The organism is Pseudomonas bohemica (assembly GCF_002934685.1).
Taxonomy (GTDB): Bacteria; Pseudomonadota; Gammaproteobacteria; order Pseudomonadales; family Pseudomonadaceae; genus Aquipseudomonas; species Aquipseudomonas bohemica.
This window is the reverse complement of the sequence record NZ_NKHL01000092.1, coordinates 36,116-53,349: the sequence shown is the minus strand read 5'-3', so window position 1 is coordinate 53,349 and position 17,234 is coordinate 36,116. Positions and strand designations below refer to the sequence as shown.

The following is a 17,234-nucleotide window of genomic DNA, read 5'->3' as shown; positions in this document are numbered from 1 at the left end:
CTCGCTTCCACAGAATCAGACTTGATGCTACTTCCGGTTCAGCCCTCCAACACCGCATTCTCAGCCCACTGCACATAACACACCACCACTGGCATCTCATGCTCGGCGCAGAAATCCAGCCATCGCAACTGGTTGTCCTGTAGACGGTCTCCGGGACCTTTCACTTCGATCATCCGGTAGCTGCGCTGCTCGGGGTAGAACTGGATCAGGTCGGGCATGCCAGTGCGGTTGGCTTTTATGTCTTGCAGCAGGCGGCGGAACCAGCGTTTCAGGTGTTGCGCAGGCAAGCAGTGCAGCGCCTGTTCCAGCAACTGCGGCGTGAGGGCGCCCCAGAATACGAACGGCGATTGCAGACCGAACTTGTTCAGATAGTTGTTGCGAATGACCGCCAGATAGCGCTCGTCGTCCAGTTGCGCCAGACACTCATCGAACAACGCCGCCCGCCGCTGATAGAAATCGGGGCTGTAGAGATCGCTGGGCGCGCTGTGGAACGGATGGAAAAACGCCCCCGGCAGCGGCGCGAACACCGCTGGCCAGCAGAGCAGACCGAACAACGAATTGATCAGCGCGTTCTCGACGTAATGCACCTCGCTGCCCTCCTCGGACAGGTGCAGCTGAATCAATTGCTCGACGCTGTAGTCCGGTAGCGGAATCACCCTCAGATCCAGTCTTGTCACCGCCCGCGTCGTTCTCTTGCGAACAGCCCCCTGCCCCAATTTTCGCTGCAGTCGTGGCCCGATTCGCAGCAGGTGCTGGGTTTCCTCATCGTTTTCCGGCGAGGTCTGGGCTTGCTGCAAAAGCGTCATTGCCTCAAGGTATCGCTCGCTGCGTTCCAACACACGGATCCTGCGCACTCGCGCGCCGGGGTAGCTGGACTGCGCGTAAACACTTAGCGCCAACGGCCACGCTTGCTGGCGTTCAGCCTGCTGGCCGATCTGGAACAGTAGCTTGGCGCGGCGCATGGACAACCACGGGTTGGTCGTCTGAATAGCCAACGCCTGTGTCACCAGTTCGCTCAGTTGTTCGCTCTCACTCGGACCCTCATCCAACGCCTGACGACAACTGTGCAGATGCAGGCAAATGTCGATGTCTTCACGCTGACTGATGCCTCGGGACTCGACGGAAAACTCGACCTTTTCGTAGCGATAGATGCCCAGATCCGCCAGAACGAACTCCGACCATTCCTGATACAGATTGCCGAAGTACAACAATCGTAATCGATCACACAAGGGCATGACCTGTAGCGCGAAGACCACCTCATCGAAACCGGCAAACCACCGATCCAGCGGCTGGATGTGTTCATGAAGTGGCAGCAGGCGTTCCAGCAGATCGGCTTTCTTCTCTGCGCTTTTCACCCCGTGGGCCTTGAAGCACAGGCTCAGTTCGTCCTTGCGCAAGAGGGTAAACAGTGCCTGAAGGTCCAGATGCGGCTGGCCGTCGACCCAGCCACGCTCGAGCAACGGCAGAGCGGCCTGTCGGACATCGCCGATTTCGGCATAAGCCAGTTTGCTGGCCCGGAACAGCACGCCCTTGCGCATGACCATCCGCACCAGCAAGGCCTGCGCGGCCTGTGGCAACAGGGCGAATTGCTCAATGAAGCAGCGTTCTTCGTCGTCGAGCAGATCGTCGTAACGCTGGCCGATCCAGCTCAGTACCTGACGAAAGTTCTCCAGGTAATAGAACGGATTGTGGAGGGGGGAAGTGCTCACGGCGGTCACGTTACGGCTGACGGAAAGGCGTCAGGATACTGTTTATCCGTACAGATTCCAGCCCCTTTTTGCCAACAAACGCGAACGGGCTGATCAACGGCGCGCGTCGTGGGCGCTACAATCGCCTCACACTTGGTTCATGGGGCTCGTGATGCCTTCTTCCTGCAAACCGCGCGTCTATCTGGCCGGCTTCGATGTATTTCGCGCCGATGCTGTCGAGCATGGGCGCTATCTGAAAGCACTGTGCAAAGTCCATGGATTGGAGGGCTTGTATCCATTCGATAACGAGGTTGCCCAGGGCCTGCCCCCAGCCAAAACCGCTGCGCTGATCTGCAATGCCAATATCGCGATGATCAAGTGCTGCGATGCCGTGCTCGCCAACCTGAACCCGTTTCGCGGCTTGGAACCTGACTCCGGGACAGCCTTTGAAGTGGGCATGGCGGTCGCGCTGGGCAAGCCGGTGTGGGCGTATTTCGAGAGTGGCGGAACGTTGCGCGAGCAGATCGGGCACGACGCGCAAGGGTTTGATGCGCAGGGGTTTGAGGTTGAGGATTTCCAGTTGCCGCGCAATCTGATGCTGGCCTGCACTTGGGCCGGGAGCAGCGAGACGGCCGAGGGTGGAGTTGAGGCGTTGGCGCGGTATCTGGCTTGCCTGTAAGGGAGGCGTTTGCCAAACACTGTGGGAGTGAGCTTGTTCACGAATAGGCCGAATGTCTTCAGCGGGTGTACATCGGCATTCGTGAGCAAGCTCACTCCCACAGGACCATCGGTGTGAATACTTCAGCCCAACGTCGACGACCCGATATCCAGCTTGTCCGAATCCTCAAACTCGTCCAGCCGCAGCTCTCCCAGATCGAGGTCAGCCTCCGGGTCGCTGTCTTCGTCGGCGTCGGCATCGTTGAGGGGCGACTGGTCGCCGCCGAAATGCGGGTCTTCGTCGCTGTCGCTGACGAGGTACGGGATCAGGTTGCGCGAGGCGCCATCTTGCCGCTGTGCATGCATAACTGGTTTCTCCAACTGTTTACTCGGTTGTGTCCATTCCTTCTGTCACTGAAGAGCAAGGCTACTCCTGATCGCGGCGGGATCACACCCAGCTGAAAAACGATCCGCCGTCGTCGCGCAGCATCTGCGCCATGGCGTGGGCAGCCGGTGAAAGGTAACCCTCGCGGCGCAGGATGACGCAGATGGTCCGCGCCATGGTGGTATTTTCCAGGGGCACCTCACGCAGATATTGCATGTTCTTGCCATATTCCAGGGTTTCGCGGGCGATGAAGCTCAACAGGCTGGTCTGGGCGATCAGCCGGGGCAGCAGGGAAATGGAGTTGGCTTCGATCTGCACCTCCGGCAACGGCAGGTTATGACGGGCGAAGGCTTCGTCGACCCAGATCCGCGATGACACTCCCGGCGGCGGCAATACCCAGCGGTAGGTGCACAGATCGCTCATCTGAAACGGCGCTTTGAAGATCGGGTGGTTGCGACTGGCGATGACCACCGCCTCATCAGTCAGAATAGGGTGCGCGGTGAACTCATCCTCAACGCTGCGCTGGGAACAAATGATCATATCCAGATGCCCAGAACGCAACTGCTCGCGCAACATGTCGTCCTGACCGATCACCAGTTTCAGGACGATATCCGGCGAGCGTTTAAGCAGGGCGTTGGTCAGCTCCGGCAGCAGGTATTCGGCCATGGTCGCCGCGCATCCCAGGCGGATCTCGCCCACTGCACCACTGGCAAAATCGCGCACTTCACGCTGAGTCTGGGCGATGCTCTGTTGCAACATCTTGCCCCTGGCCTGTAACAGTTCGCCCACGGGAGTCAGCTTGATCCGGCGTCCGTCGCGTTGAAACAGCTTGGTGCCGAACGACTCTTCCAGCCGTTGAATGCTCTTGGTCAGTGCTGGTTGGCTGCGGTTGAGTTTTTCCGCCGCACGACCCAAGTGACCGAGTTCGGCGATGGTTTCGAAATAGGTGAGGTCACGCAGGTCCATATATCAACCAAAGTTATCGATTCATGATTATTAGAAAATAGACTTGATCGATTCGGCTGTCGATAATTCCTGCCATTGGACGAAATTCCATCAGGAAAAAGCCCATGCTCTGGAGATCCTCGTTGTTGCGCCCCGCCTCGTTTTCCCTTGAAACCCTGCACCCGTTGGTGCAATGGCTGTTGCTGATTTTGCTCGCCGGTAGCGCCGGTCAACTGTTCCGCTATTTCAACGTTCCCGCCGCGCTGTTTCTCGGCCCCATGTTGGTTGCCATTGTTTTTGGCGTATCCGGCGCATCGATCCGCATGCCCAAGAATGCCTTCCAGCTAGGTCAAGGCATGGTCGGGGTGCTGGTCGCCCATTCGATGACCATGGGGGTGCTGATCACCGCGCTTCATTTATGGCATGTGATGGTATTCGCCACCCTGCTCACCGTCGCACTGAGCGCGGTGGTGGGTGTGGGGCTGGCGCGCTGGGGCGGTATTCAGGGCAGTACCGCCGCCTGGGGCACTTCGCCCGGTGCGGCTTCGGCGATGGTGGCGATGTCCGAGGATTACGGCGCCGACTCGCGCGTCGTGGCGACCATGCAATATGTGCGCGTGGTCTGCGTAGTGATGGTTGGCGCGCTGGTCAGCCGCTTGATTGGCGCGGATGCTGGCGGTACCGACGCGCATAGCACCGACGCGCTGCTGCAAGGGGTCAATCTGCTCAATCTGGGTCTGAGCCTGCTGGTGATCGTCGTCGGCGTCACCCTCGGCGCGCGTTTGCCTGCCGGGGCCTTGCTGGTGCCGTTGCTGCTCGGTGGCGCCCTGCAACTGAGCGGCGTGCTGCAAATCACCATGCCGACCTGGCTGCTGGCGATCGCCTATGGCGCCATCGGCAGTTATATCGGCCTGCGCTTTGACAGGGTCACCATCAGCTACGTGTGGCGACGCCTTCCCGCAATGATTGCCGGCTCACTGCTGCTGATTCTGCTGTGTGCGATTTCCGCCTGGGTGATTGCCGAAATGATGGGCAAGGATTTCCTTTCGGTGTACCTGGCCACCAGCCCCGGCGGTCTCGACGCCATGGCGATCATTGCCATCGACACCCACTCGGATGTCGGCTTCGTGCTGGCGATGCAGACCCTGCGCCTGTTCGGCGTGATCCTCACAGGCGCCTACATCGCCCGGCAGGTGATTCGGGTGACAGAGCGATTGGCGTGATCAATTGCTGCAGGTGAAGCCGGAGGTTAAGAAGGCAGCGGATTCAAAAGGCCTTCCATATATATCTGCGCCTGATCCAACGCATTCGCCACCGTCGCGTAGCTCCAGAAGCTCCCACAGGTTCGGCATCAGCCGCACATGGTCGGCGATGCCTTACCCAGCAATGCCCGCGGCGCGAGCACAGCATTGGTGCCGATGCGGGGCCGGTCGCCGATCAACGCGCTAAGCTTCTCACAGCCGATGGCACGCAAGCGGCCGTCGATGCGTATGCGCCCTTCACTGCAGACGCGCCAGTGCGGTCGCCAGGCTTTGCGCCAGGGGCAGCACCGGCAGCAGCGTAGCCTGGTAGGCGTGATACAGATCCGGCTTGCCCGGCCAGATGTCAGCGCTGGGCTGATTCTGTGGGTTCAACTCATGCCGCCAGCTGCCGTGTTCGCGGTCGATGAACAGGGTCTCGTTGAATTCCCAGAACGTGCGATACCAGATTTCATACTGCTGCTCACCGGTACGTTGCAACAAGGCTGCCGAGGCTGCCGCCGCTTCGGCATGGGTCCAGTGCAGGCGATGGCGAACCACCGGGCGATTCTGCCAGTCCAGTGTGTAGACGATGCCTGGCGCGCCATCGACGTCCCATCCGTAATGACAGGCGTTTTCGAACAGCAGCCGTGCGTCTTCCACCAGCCACGCCGGCGTTTGCAGCTGGGCTTTCTGCCGCGCCGCTTCCAGATGCAGCACCAGCCGCGCCCACTCGAAGGCGTGGCCGGGGGTAGTGCCATAAGGTCGGAAACCGTCGTCAGGCTTGTCGGCGTTGTATTCAGGGATCGGTTGCCACTGCAGGGTAAAGTGCTCGATCACCTGATGATTGTTGGCGGCGGCATGTTCATGAATTACCCGCTCGACGATGCTCAGCGCACGATCCAGCCAGCGTGCATCGCCGGTGACATCGGCCAGCGCGAGGAAGGCTTCGGTGCTGTGCATGTTGCTGTTGGCGCCACGATAGCTCTCTTCATCGCGCCAGTCGCGGGAGAAAGATTCGCGCATGGCCCCTTCATCTTCGCTCCAGAAATGCTGGCTGATGACCTGAATCGCCTGGTCCATTAGAGCCTTGGCGCCGGGTCGCTGAGCGACAACGGCGGAACTGGCGGCCAGCGCGACGAAGGCGTGCAGATAAGCGGCCTTGCCGGTATCGCCACCCGCTTCCGCAGGTTTGGCGAACCAGCCGCCGTGCTCGGGATCACGCAGCGGCCCGGCCAGCGCGGCGACGCCATGATCGACCAGTTCGGCGTAACCGGGGATGCCGTTGATATGGGCCAGGGCGAAGCTGTGGGTCATGCGCGCGGTATTCATGGTCTCGGCGACCGCATCTGCCGGCAGCCGCCCGTGATCGTCCAGATTGCCGAAACCCTCAGGCAGCTTCGACGCCTTGGCGAACGCCAGCAGGCGATTGCCCTCCTGCGCCAGCCAGGCCTTGTGTCCAGGGGAGCGCAACCAGCTGCTGAAATCGCGATTCACATCATCCATTGCCTTGTCACCTATCTGCTCGGCAGGTTCAGCCCGCCAGGAATTGTTAGTCGGGGAGAATCATGCAAGCCAGGACCGGGTGCAGGCAAGTGAATGAGGTGAAACCTTTAAGCGCCTACGTTCAAGCAGCCATGTTCAAGCAGCTACGGTCAAGAAGAATCAAACATCCGTTCGAGAAAACATCGAACCTCGCGGCGGCATGCGGTCTAGAGCTAAGAGTCCATATTTCGGAAAAGGAGGCGAATCATGCATCTGGAAGGTTCCTGCCATTGTGGCGAGGTGGAGTTCAGCCTGACGAGCGCTCATCCCTACCCGTATCAACGCTGCTACTGCTCGATCTGCCGCAAGACCCAGGGCGGCGGTGGCTATTCGATCAATCTCGGCGGCGATGCCAAAAGCCTGAAGGTCAAGGGCAAGAACAGCATCGCCATCTATCACGCAAAGATGCGCGACGGCGAGCACAAGCACGTCCACACCAGCAGCGCCGAGCGGCATTTCTGCAAAAAATGTGGCAGTGCGCTGTGGTTGTTCAGCCCGGAATGGCCGGATCTGATCCACCCGTTCGCCTCCGCAATCGATACGCCTCTGCCGACTCCGCCGGAGCATACGCATCTGTTGCTCGATTCCAAGGCATCGTGGGTGGAGGTTCAGGCTGGGAAAAAAGATCAGCAGTTCGAGCAGTATCCGCAGGAATCGATTGCCGAGTGGCATGAGCGATTGGGGCTGGTTCGCTGAAGACGTCAATACCTGAGCGAATCTCTCTGTAGCAGTCCGGCTTGCCGACGGTGAGGCCCTTGAAATCGCCGTCGTCAACAAGCTCCACTGCTACAGGATCGTCATGAGTTCGAGAGCCTGCAAACCACCTGTTGCACCGCTCTATCAAATACTCTGAACCTCTTGATCTGCCGCCAACTCCCAAAAGAAAGCCTGGGAGAAACCAAATATGCCAATGCATCGAGTCGCTAGCCTGGCCGATCTTCGTCAAGATCGCGGGATTCAGGTTGAAGTTGGCGAGAAAAAGGTCGTTCTGGTGCGCCATGGCGACGAGGTCCGCGCCTATCAGGCCCAATGCCCCCACTCCGGCGCACCGTTGGCTGATGGCGCGGTGTGCAACGGTCATCTGATCTGTCCGTGGCATAAGGCGCAGTTTGCGGTCTCTGACGGTAGCCTGTGCGAACCGCCCGCGCTCAACGCCCTCACCCGCTATCCGCTGCAGGTGGTCGAGGATCAGATTCATGTCGACGATCAAGCCATGGAAGCCCACCAGGACACTCTGCCCGACGACGAACGCTGTTTTGTGGTCATCGGCGCTGGTGCGGCGGGTACCGCCGCTGCCTGTGCCCTACGCGAAAAGGGCTTCAACGGGCGCTTGCTGCTGATCGATCGGGAGACCACACCGGGCTATGACCGAACCGCCCTGAGCAAATTCGTGCTGGCGGCGGACATGCACCCCGACGAAATCCCGTTATTACGTGAAGATGGCTTTTATGAAAACAACCGCATCGAGCGCATTCAGGGTGAGGCGATGAAGCTGGACGTCATCAACAAGCGCCTGACCCTGGCCGACGGTCGCCGATTTGCCTATGACGCTGCGTTGATCACCACCGGCGGCGAGCCTCGCGCCCTGCCCCTGGTGGGCGCCGATCTGCCGCAAGTGCTGACGCTGCGCTCCCGAGACGACGCGAAGAAAATCCTCGCTGCCGCCACGCCGGGCAAACATGCATTGATCGTCGGCGACAGTTTCATTGGGCTGGAGGCTGCATCCGCGCTGCGTAAACACGGGGTCAATGTGACCATTCTCGCCCATCACGAGGTGCCGTTCGCCGCCCAACTGGGTGACCGAATCGGTAAGGCGATCCGCTCGTTGCATGAGCAGAACGGCGTGCTGTTTCGGACCCACGTCGACGTTAGCCGATTCGAAGGCGATGGCCATGCGGGCAGGAAGTGCCTGGAGACCGTCGTACTCAGCAATGGTGAGCGACTGTCGGTGGATCTGGCGCTGATCGGCATCGGAGTCACGCCATCCACGCAGTTCATCGATGGCCTTCAGCTCGAGGACGACGGATCGCTGGCGGTGGACTCCGGCATGAAGGCAGGCAAGGATCTCTGGGCGGCGGGCGACATCGCGACCTTCCCCATCGACGGCCAGCCCCAACGTATCGAGCACTGGCGCCTGGCCCAGCAACACGCGCGAATCGCTGCGAGCAACATGCTCGGCGGGGAGAGCCGCTACACCGACGTGCCCTATTTCTGGACCTTTCATTTTGGCAAGCGGTTGGACTATCTGGGCCATGCCGACGACTGGGACGACATTGTCTATCTGGGTGAGCCGGAAACCTTCGAGTTCCTCGCGCTGATTTGCAAGCAAGGCGCAGTGGCCGCCGTTGTAGGTTGCGAGCGCGAACGCGAAGTGGCTTTGCTCGCCGAACGTATGAAGCAGCCCCTGCTCAAAGGCGAGGCCCTTATGTTGATCAAGCAGATGAGTGAATGCGCCTGACAGCGCTGACCACATCACCCTCAGAGGAGAATGAGCAATGCCCAAAGAATCCAGCCGTGAAGACCTGAACCATAAGCCGGAGAATGCCGGTAAAGTCGGCGACCAGCACAAACAGGCCAACCAGCAAGGTGAACAGCCCCGGCATCCCGAGCCGCCAGAAGGTCAGGATCAGGACAAGGACCGCAATCGCAACAAGCCTTGACCGGCGTACAGTCGGCAACTGACAGAACAATGGTTTGAGGTCGAAGTCTGCAGCAGCACGGGTTGTCGACGATAGCGATCTCGACGACGTTGTCGCCGGCAAGGCGTGCTGCCATTGATCGAGCGGATTATCCGCGACTGGCAGCCGGCTGCCGATTGCAGCGACGGCCATAGCATCGCGGGGTCGTGGTTTCGACGGCTGTCTCCACCTTCATCCACCACGCCTCACCACGACTCGGATAGTCGATATAGAAAGGCTGCCCCATTTCCGGTGTGGTGATAGGGATGCTGCGATCCCAGGCCAGGCTCGGAATCCGGTCGAACGGCTCGTGCCAGGCGTGCATTGCCAGATCGAAGGTGCCGTTGTGGATCGGCAGCAGCCACTTGCCTCGTAGGTCGATATGCGCCCTCAGGGTTTCTTCCGGCTGCATGTGCACGTCCGGCCAATTGACGTTGTAGGCACCGGTCTCCATGAGAGTCAGGTCGAACGGCCCGTATTGCTCGCCGATCAGCTTGAAGCCGTCGTGAAAACCGGTGTCTCCGCTGAAGAAGATCCGCTGCTCACCATCGATCATCACCCATGAAGCCCAGAGCGTCTGGTTACCGTCGCGCAGGCTGCGTCCGGAAAAATGCTGGGCTGGCGTCGCGACGAAACGAATGCCGTGAATTTCCGTGGCCTGCCACCAGTTCAACTGCTGCACTTTTGCTGCAGGTACACCCCACTCGATCAGCGTATCGCCAACGCCCAACGGCGTGACGAAATGCTCGGTCTTGTCCTTGAGCACCTGAATGCTCATGTGGTCGAGGTGGTCGTAGTGGTTGTGCGAGAGGATTACGGCCTTGAGCGGCGGCAGGTCTGCCAGGCTGATCGGCGGCTGGTGAAAGCGCTGCGGGCCGGCCCATTGAATAGGCGAGGCACGCTCGGCAAAGACTGGGTCGGTAAGGAAATATTGGTCGCGCAACTTCAGCAGCACCGTCGAGTGGCCCAGGCGATACACCGTGTTGTTTGGTGCGGCCAGCAGCTGTTGACGAGACAGCGGCTGAACCGGGATCTCACCCATCGGGCGGGTGTGACGCGGCTTGTTGACCATGGCGTTCCAGAAAATGCGCATCGTCTTTAAAAACCCGGAGCGCTTCATCGGCTTGTGGTTCCGATAGCGGCCATCCTCCCGGGAAAGGATGGGCAACGAAGCAGCGTTATCGAGGTTTTTTTCGATCGAGGCCATGACGGGCTGACTCCATGAAACGGGTGAAGGTTTCTGCAACGGCGGACGCATTGCAGAATGTTGCATACGGCGGAGAGAGGTAAGCGTGAAATTGTAACGGGCTCTTACACTACACAGTGTAGTTTCAAGCTTGCACGAACCCAAAAGGGAAGTAAACTGCTCGGTGTAATTTTCTTCCACAGCCTGACCTACCCCGCCCACCTCTTAGAAGCGATGCCATGACTCTTGCGCTGCGCCTGACCGACCGAAAACGTGAATCCATTGTTCAGGCAGCCGTTGCCGAATTCCGCGACAACGGTTTCGAAGTCACCAGCATGGATCGCATCGCGGCCCGGGCGCAGGTGTCCAAACGCACGGTGTACAACCATTTCCCCAGCAAGGAAGAGTTGTTTTCGGAAATGCTCCAGCGTCTGTGGGCCCGCGCCGCCGCGCAACCTGACGCCTCGTATCGTGCGGGCATCCCTCTGCGTGATCAATTGCGCGAATTGCTCAGCGCAAAGATGAAGACCCTCGGCGACAGCAATTTCATCGATCTGGCGCGGGTCGCCATCGGCGCCACCATCCACTCCCCCGAACGCGCGCAGGTCTGGGTCAACCGCCTCAACGAGCGTGAAGAGACCTTCACCGTCTGGGTGCGCGGCGCGCAACAGGACGGTCGCCTCAAGGCCGTCGAACCGGGTTTTGCCGCTTCGCAAATCCACGCCTTGCTTAAAGCCTTCGCGTTCTGGCCCCAGGTCACGCTGAACGAGCCATTGCTGACACCCGAAAAACAGGCGTCAGTGATGGAATCGGCGCTGGACCTGTTCCTCTGCTGGTACGAAATCCCGGCCAAGTCCTCAAGCGTTTAACGATTCTCTGCCACCCGCTCGACGATCTGCCGACGCGCCTCAAGCCCTGGGGCCGCACGTTGCTGGGCGATCGCCAGCACATGAGCGGGCGCCGTTTCCGGACGACCGGCGTTAAACGGTGGCGACGGAGCGTATTCGATTTGCAGCTGGATGGCCTGGGCTTTGTCGGCGTCGAAGATTTCGCTGATTAACGTCAGAGCGAAATCGATGCCCGCCGTCACCCCGCCGCCGGTCATCAGGTTGCCGTCACGTACCACACGCTCGTGGACCGGGATCGCGCCGAATTTCCCCAGCAGGCCATGAGAAGCCCAGTGGGTGGTCGCGCGCTTGCCTTCCAGCAAACCCGCCGCGCCCAACACCAGCGCGCCGGTGCACACCGAGGTGATGTATTGCGCATTCGCGGCTTGTTGCTTGATGAAGGCCAGGGTCTCGGCGTCTTCCAGCAAGGCGTCGATGCCCACACCGCCCGGCACACAGATCACGCCCAGGTCCGGGCAATCGGCGAAGGTTTTGGTCGGTAGCAGGCTCAGGCCGGTACTGGACAGCAATGGATCGAGGTTCTTCCAGAGCAGATGCACGGCTACGCCGGGCGTGCTGGCAAAAACGTCGTAAGGACCGGTCAGGTCCAACTGTTGAACCTCGGGAAACACCAGCAGGCCAATGTGCAGGGTCATGGGGTCGCTCCTATAAGGATGGATTGTCGTGCCTGAGTGAGTGGACGCCTTCACTGTAGCCAGATACGCTCTGGCGGATACGCCATTACACCCACAATTTCCGCCAACCTTTATCGCTGAGTTCGCCATGACCCACGTGCCCAAGACGATACACATTCTGGCCTTCCCTGACGTGCAGTTGCTCGATGTCACCGGCCCGCTGCAGGTCTTCGCCTCGGCCAATGTTCACGCGGCGGAACACGGGCTGGCGACGCCCTACTCGCCCATCGTCATCGCCAAACAGCAAGGCAGCGTGGTGTCTTCCGCCGGGCTTGGGCTGCACACCCATCCGCTGCCGCAAACGCCTTCAGACACGTTGATCGTCGCAGGCGGCCGCGGCGTGCACACCGCGCTGCTGGATCAGGATCTACTGCATTGGGTGCGCGATCGGGCGCGGAGTGCGCGCCGGGTAGCATCGGTGTGTACCGGCGCCTTTCTGCTGGCCGAGGCTGGCGTGCTGGACGGGCATCGGGTGGTCACTCACTGGGACAGCTGTGATGAACTGGCCCGGCGCTACCCGAATTTGCAGGTCGATCCCGAGCCTATTTTCATCAACGAGGACGCCTTGTGGACGTCGGCCGGGGTCACGGCAGGGATCGACCTGGCATTGGCAATGGTGGAAGTCGACCTCGGGCGCAAGGTGGCACTGGCCGTGGCGCGAGATCTGGTGGTGTTCCTCAAGCGGCCAGGCGGTCAGTCACAGTTCAGCACCGCGCTGTCGATGCAACACGCCACGCGCTGCCAGGACAGTCGATTCGCTGATCTGCATGCGTGGATTCTCGACAACCTGGCCAGCGATTTGTCGGTCGCCACCCTCGCGGCCCAAGTCGGGATGAGCGAACGCAGCTTCGTGCGCCACTACCGCGCCCACACCGGCAACACCCCGGCGCGGGCGATAGAACAACTGCGCGTCGAGGCTGCGCGCCGATTGCTGGGGGACAGCGCGCTGCCGATAAAGCGGATCGCCGATCGGTGCGGATTCGGTACCGAAGAAACTCTGCGCCGCAGCTTCATGCGGGCGGTGTCTGTCACGCCGCAAGCGTATCGGGAGCGGTTCAGCGCGGGGTGAAGGTCGACAAATCGTGAGAGCAACATCAGCCCCTTGTGGGAGTGAGCTTGCTCACGAAAACTGACTTTCAGAACCTGCATCTCATTGGGTGTGCTGCCCTCTTCGTGAGCAAGCTCACTCCCACACGTCTCGCCAGCCAGGACTGCCTGTCAGAATCTACATCTCATTGGGGTGTACTGGCCTCTTGTGAGCAAGCTCATTCCCACAGACTGTGCCTGATCAAGGCGCACGATCACCCATCGCACCAAGAGAAATTAACTTTCATAAATTGATATTTTTTACGATTTTCGTGTAGCTTATTTTCATCACGAAATCAGAGATAAAAATAATGCCTGCCTGTGATCGTCCTCTATGGACCCCGTCCGTTTCCCGTGTGCCTTTAGCAACACCTACTGCCGAGACTGTTTTCACTGCTTGTCTGCGTCGGGACTGACCGCCGCGCCAAGTCCTGACTTTCCACTTTCTCTGCAAGGAACCGTTGCATGCCTCCCTCTACCGGCCTGTCCTTGTTGGTCTATGCCGCCATCGCGATCATCGCCCTGATCGTGCTGATCGCCCGCTTTCGTCTCAACCCGTTCGTTGTCATCACGCTCGTCTCGGTCGGTCTGGCGCTGGTTGCCGGCATGCCCGCGACCTCGGTAGTCGCCTCCTATGAAGGCGGGGTGGGCAAGACGCTCGGTCATATCGCCCTGGTGGTTGCCCTGGGCACCATGCTTGGCAAGATGATGGCCGAGTCCGGCGGCGCCGAGCAGGTGGCGCGCACCTTGATCGACCGCTTTGGCGAGCGTAATGCGCACTGGGCGATGGTATGCATCGCCTTCCTTGTTGGCTTGCCACTGTTCTTCGAAGTCGGCTTCGTGTTGCTGGTGCCGATCGCGTTCACCGTGGCGCGTCGGGTGGGGGTTTCGATTCTGATGGTCGGGCTGCCGATGGTCGCCGGGCTTTCGGTGGTGCACGCGCTGGTTCCTCCTCACCCGGCAGCGATGCTCGCCGTGCAGGCGTATCAGGCCTCGGTCGGCCAGACGCTGTTCTATGCGATCCTGATCGGCATTCCCACGGCGATCATCGCGGGCCCGGTCTACGCCAGGTTCATTGCGCCGCGCATTCATCTCCCGGACGAAAACCCCCTGGCCAAACAGTTTCTGGAGCGCGAGCCACGCAAGCAGTTGCCAGGATTCGCCATCACCATGACCACCATCCTGCTGCCGGTTCTGCTGATGCTCCTGGGCGGCTGGGCCAACTTGCTTGCCACGCCGGGCAGCGCCTTCAACAGTTTCCTGCTGTTTATCGGCAACTCGGTGATCGCCCTGTTGCTGGCGACCTTGCTAAGCTTCTGGACCCTGGGCATCGCGCAGGGCTTCAACCGTGACTCGATCCTCAAATTCACCCAGGAATGCCTGGCCCCCACCGCGAGCATCACGCTGCTGGTGGGGGCCGGTGGCGGTCTGAACCGGATACTCGTCGACAGCGGTGTGACCAATGAAATCGTCAGCTTGGCGCAGGACTTCCACCTCTCGCCGCTGCTCATGGGTTGGCTGTTCGCAGCGTTGATGCGGGTGGCCACCGGTTCGGCGACCGTGGCCATGACCACCGCGTCCGGCATTGTCGCGCCGGTCGCGATGGGGTTGGGTTATCCGCATCCGGAGTTGCTGGTGCTGGCGACTGGCGCGGGCTCGGTGATCTTTTCCCACGTCAACGACGGCGGCTTCTGGCTCATCAAGGAGTACTTCAACATGACTGTAGCGCAAACCTTCAAGACCTGGACGGTGCTGGAGACGCTGATCTCCGTGATCGCCTTCGTCCTCACCCTCGGTCTGGCGCAGGTGCTCTGAGTGGACATTCTTTATCAGATCCGCGCTCGCCAGGACTCCTTCAGCGCAGGCGAAGGCCGCATCGCCAGACTGATCCTCAGCGATGTCGCCTTCACCGCCAGCGCCAGCCTCGACGAGCTGGCCGCCCGCGCCGAAGTCAGCAGCGCCACGCTGTCGCGCTTTGCCCGCACCGTCAGCTGCAAGGATCTGCGTGACCTGCGCCTGCAGCTGGCCCAGGCCAGCGGCGTCGGCAGCCGCTTTCTCAAGCCTGAGCAGGCACCGGAGCAGTCGGCTTTTTTCACCCGGATCGTCGGCGATATCGAATCAACCCTGCGTCAGCATCTGGCGGGCTTCGACGACGCTCGCTTCAAGGAAGCCGTCGCCCTGTTGACCCCGGCGCGCATGCTGCATAGCTTCGGCATGGGCGGCTGTTCCAGCCTGTGCAGCGAAGAATTGCAGACCCGCCTCGTGCGCCTGGGCTACCCCATCGCCGCCTGCCGCGACCCGGTGATGATGCGCTTGATCGCCGCGACTCTCGGCCCGGACAACAGCCTGATCGTCTGTTCGCTGAGCGGACGCACCCCGGAATTGCTGAACGCCGTGGGCCTGGCTCGCAGCTACGGCGCGAAGATTCTGGCGATCACCCTGCCTGGCTCTCCGTTGGCGGACCTCGCCGATGTGCTGCTGCCGCTGCAGATCGCCGAAACCAATTTCATCTACAAACCCACGGCGGCGCGCTACGGCATGTTGCTGACCATCGACGTGCTGGCTACGGAACTGGCGCTGATCGCCCCTGACGACAATCAGGAACGTCTGCGCCGCATCAAGCTGGCCCTCGATGACTACCGCGGCGGCGAAGACGGCCTGCCGCTTGGAGACTGAACCATGCTTTACGAACTGATCATTCGCGATGCGCTGGTGATCGACGGCAGCGACAGCCCCGGCTATCGCGCCGACGTGGCGATTGGCGACGGGCGCATCCAGCGCATCGGCGATCTGAGCGATGCTTCGGCGAGCGAAGAAATCAACGCCGCGGGCCGGGTGCTGGCGCCGGGCTTCATCGACGTCCATACCCACGATGACACGGTGGTGATTCGCCAACCCGAGATGCTGCCGAAGATCACCCAGGGCGTGACCACCGTAATCGTCGGCAATTGCGGCATCAGCGCCTCGCCGGTGACGCTGGCGGGCGATCCGCCGGATCCGATGAACCTGCTGGGGCCGGCCAAGGCCTTCGCTTACCCGCGTTTCAGCGACTATCGCAAGGCCGTGGATCAGGCACGCCCAGCCGTCAACGTCGCGGCCTTGATCGGCCACACGGCACTGCGCAGCAATCATCTGGACGACCTGTTCCGGACCGCGACACCTGCAGAAATCAGCGCCATGCGCGAGCAGTTACGCGAGAGCCTGCGGGATGGCGCGCTGGGGCTGTCGACGGGGCTGGCCTATGCTTCGGCCTATTCGGCGGAAACCGAAGAGGTCAAGCAACTGGCTGAGGAATTGACGACGTTTGGCGCGGTGTACACCACGCACCTGCGCAGCGAATTCGAGCCGGTATTGGAAGCGATGGACGAAGCCTTCGATATCGGCCGACATGCGCGATCACCGGTGGTGATTTCCCATTTGAAATGCGCGGGCGCAGGCAACTGGGGGCGTAGTCCACAGCTGCTGGCGGCGCTGGAAAAAGCCGCGCTGACTCATCCGGTGGGCTGTGATTGTTACCCCTATGCTGCCAGCTCTTCGACGCTGGATTTGAAACAGGTCACTGACGCCTTTCGCATCACCATCACCTGGTCGACGCCCCATCCGGACCAGGGTGGACGCGATCTGAAAGAGATTGCCGCCAACTGGGGCCTGTCGCTGCCGGACGCCGCGCGCAGGCTGCAACCGGCTGGCGCGGTGTATTACGGCATGGACGAAAACGATGTGCAGCGCATCATGAAGCACCCGCTGTCGATGATCGGCTCGGACGGTCTGCCCGAGGATCCGTTTCCGCATCCGCGTCTATGGGGCGCGTTCCCCAGGGTATTGGGGCATTTCAGTCGCGATCTCGGGCTGTTCCCGCTGCACACGGCCATCCACAAAATGACCGGCCTTACTGCCACGCGCTTTGGCCTGCATGAGCGTGGATTCATTCGTGAGGGGTATTGGGCGGATCTGGTGCTGTTCGACGCCGCAACCGTGCGCGACGTCGCTGACTTCAGGGACCCCAAGCGCGCCGCCGAGGGCATCGACGGGGTGTGGGTGAACGGGCATTTGAGTTATGCCGAAGGAAAGCCGCAAGGTGAGCGGCAGGGGCGCTTTTTGCCCCGAAGCGGGTCGTTGGTGAAGGGATTCATCTAACGACGCAAGACCTTGTAGGAGCGCGCTTGCCTGCGATTGCAGACTGTCAGTCGACAGGGTCGTCACAGACGAATCGCAATCGCGGGCAAGCGCGCTCCTACGAGCTG

At 60.8% G+C, this 17,234-nt stretch carries 16 protein-coding genes; 10 read left to right on the top strand and 6 right to left on the bottom strand.

Annotated elements, in window-relative coordinates; genetic code table 11:
* Positions 1 to 38 precede the first annotated feature (38 nt).
* Positions 39 to 1,709 (bottom strand): VRR-NUC domain-containing protein, encoded by a 1,671-nt coding sequence (locus tag CE491_RS07155; protein ID WP_110947651.1) that lies wholly within the window; start codon positions 1,707 to 1,709, stop codon positions 39 to 41.
* A 151-nt stretch (positions 1,710 to 1,860) separates the two neighbouring features.
* Between CE491_RS07155 and CE491_RS07150 the strand changes: the two genes are divergently transcribed.
* Positions 1,861 to 2,367, top strand: a complete 507-nt coding sequence (locus CE491_RS07150; protein ID WP_110947650.1) for a nucleoside 2-deoxyribosyltransferase — start codon at positions 1,861 to 1,863, stop codon at positions 2,365 to 2,367.
* Positions 2,368 to 2,489: 122 nt separating this feature from the next.
* On the opposite strand, the gene CE491_RS07145 is transcribed toward CE491_RS07150, so the two are convergent.
* Positions 2,490 to 2,711: a hypothetical protein gene (locus CE491_RS07145; RefSeq protein ID WP_110947649.1), complete on the bottom strand. Its 222-nt coding sequence runs from the start codon at positions 2,709 to 2,711 to the stop codon at positions 2,490 to 2,492.
* An 82-nt stretch (positions 2,712 to 2,793) separates the two neighbouring features.
* Positions 2,794 to 3,696 (bottom strand): LysR family transcriptional regulator, encoded by a 903-nt coding sequence (locus CE491_RS07140; RefSeq protein ID WP_110947648.1) that lies wholly within the window; start codon positions 3,694 to 3,696, stop codon positions 2,794 to 2,796.
* Positions 3,697 to 3,800: 104 nt separating this feature from the next.
* On the opposite strand from CE491_RS07140, the gene CE491_RS07135 reads away from it, so the two are divergent.
* Positions 3,801 to 4,898 (top strand): AbrB family transcriptional regulator, encoded by a 1,098-nt coding sequence (locus tag CE491_RS07135; RefSeq protein WP_110947647.1) that lies wholly within the window; start codon positions 3,801 to 3,803, stop codon positions 4,896 to 4,898.
* A gap of 276 nt (positions 4,899 to 5,174) precedes the next feature.
* On the opposite strand, the gene CE491_RS07130 is transcribed toward CE491_RS07135, so the two are convergent.
* Complete coding sequence (locus tag CE491_RS07130; RefSeq protein ID WP_110947646.1) at positions 5,175 to 6,419, bottom strand: D-mannose isomerase; 1,245 nt, start codon at positions 6,417 to 6,419, stop codon at positions 5,175 to 5,177.
* 246 nt (positions 6,420 to 6,665) lie between these two features.
* Here CE491_RS07130 and CE491_RS07125 point away from each other — a divergent pair, with 246 nt between their 5' ends.
* The 3 genes from CE491_RS07125 (at position 6,666) to CE491_RS30200 (ending at position 9,118) form a co-directional block, all read left to right on the top strand.
* Positions 6,666 to 7,154: a GFA family protein gene (locus tag CE491_RS07125; RefSeq protein ID WP_110947645.1), complete on the top strand. Its 489-nt coding sequence runs from the start codon at positions 6,666 to 6,668 to the stop codon at positions 7,152 to 7,154.
* A gap of 208 nt (positions 7,155 to 7,362) precedes the next feature.
* Entirely contained in the window at positions 7,363 to 8,916 is a 1,554-nt protein-coding gene (locus tag CE491_RS07120) for an apoptosis inducing factor family protein (RefSeq protein ID WP_110947644.1), read from the top strand.
* 37 nt (positions 8,917 to 8,953) lie between these two features.
* Entirely contained in the window at positions 8,954 to 9,118 is a 165-nt protein-coding gene (locus CE491_RS30200) for a hypothetical protein (protein WP_199885020.1), read from the top strand.
* A 127-nt stretch (positions 9,119 to 9,245) separates the two neighbouring features.
* Here CE491_RS30200 and CE491_RS07115 read toward each other — a convergent pair whose 3' ends face one another.
* Complete coding sequence (locus CE491_RS07115) at positions 9,246 to 10,343, bottom strand: MBL fold metallo-hydrolase (protein ID WP_110947643.1); 1,098 nt, start codon at positions 10,341 to 10,343, stop codon at positions 9,246 to 9,248.
* Positions 10,344 to 10,561: 218 nt separating this feature from the next.
* Here CE491_RS07115 and CE491_RS07110 point away from each other — a divergent pair, with 218 nt between their 5' ends.
* Positions 10,562 to 11,191, top strand: a complete 630-nt coding sequence (locus tag CE491_RS07110) for a TetR/AcrR family transcriptional regulator (protein WP_110947642.1) — start codon at positions 10,562 to 10,564, stop codon at positions 11,189 to 11,191.
* Here the strand turns inward: CE491_RS07110 and CE491_RS07105 are convergent.
* Positions 11,188 to 11,865 (bottom strand): DJ-1/PfpI family protein, encoded by a 678-nt coding sequence (locus CE491_RS07105; protein ID WP_110947641.1) that lies wholly within the window; start codon positions 11,863 to 11,865, stop codon positions 11,188 to 11,190. The two genes, CE491_RS07110 and CE491_RS07105, sit on opposite strands and share 4 nt — an antisense overlap.
* Before the next feature lie 127 nt (positions 11,866 to 11,992).
* On the opposite strand from CE491_RS07105, the gene CE491_RS07100 reads away from it, so the two are divergent.
* The 4 genes from CE491_RS07100 to CE491_RS07085 all read left to right on the top strand — a co-directional run bounded on the left by CE491_RS07100 (position 11,993) and on the right by CE491_RS07085 (position 17,127).
* A complete protein-coding gene (locus CE491_RS07100) occupies positions 11,993 to 12,973 on the top strand; it encodes a GlxA family transcriptional regulator (RefSeq protein WP_199885019.1) in 981 nt (326 codons plus the stop codon).
* A 482-nt stretch (positions 12,974 to 13,455) separates the two neighbouring features.
* Positions 13,456 to 14,805: a GntT/GntP/DsdX family permease gene (locus tag CE491_RS07095; protein ID WP_110947640.1), complete on the top strand. Its 1,350-nt coding sequence runs from the start codon at positions 13,456 to 13,458 to the stop codon at positions 14,803 to 14,805.
* Complete coding sequence (locus CE491_RS07090; protein ID WP_110947639.1) at positions 14,806 to 15,666, top strand: MurR/RpiR family transcriptional regulator; 861 nt, start codon at positions 14,806 to 14,808, stop codon at positions 15,664 to 15,666. It abuts the gene before it with no gap.
* A 3-nt stretch (positions 15,667 to 15,669) separates the two neighbouring features.
* The gene (locus CE491_RS07085; RefSeq protein WP_110947638.1) at positions 15,670 to 17,127 is read left to right on the top strand and encodes an N-acyl-D-amino-acid deacylase family protein; all 1,458 of its coding nucleotides are present in this window, start codon (positions 15,670 to 15,672) and stop codon (positions 17,125 to 17,127) included.
* Positions 17,128 to 17,234 lie beyond the last annotated feature (107 nt).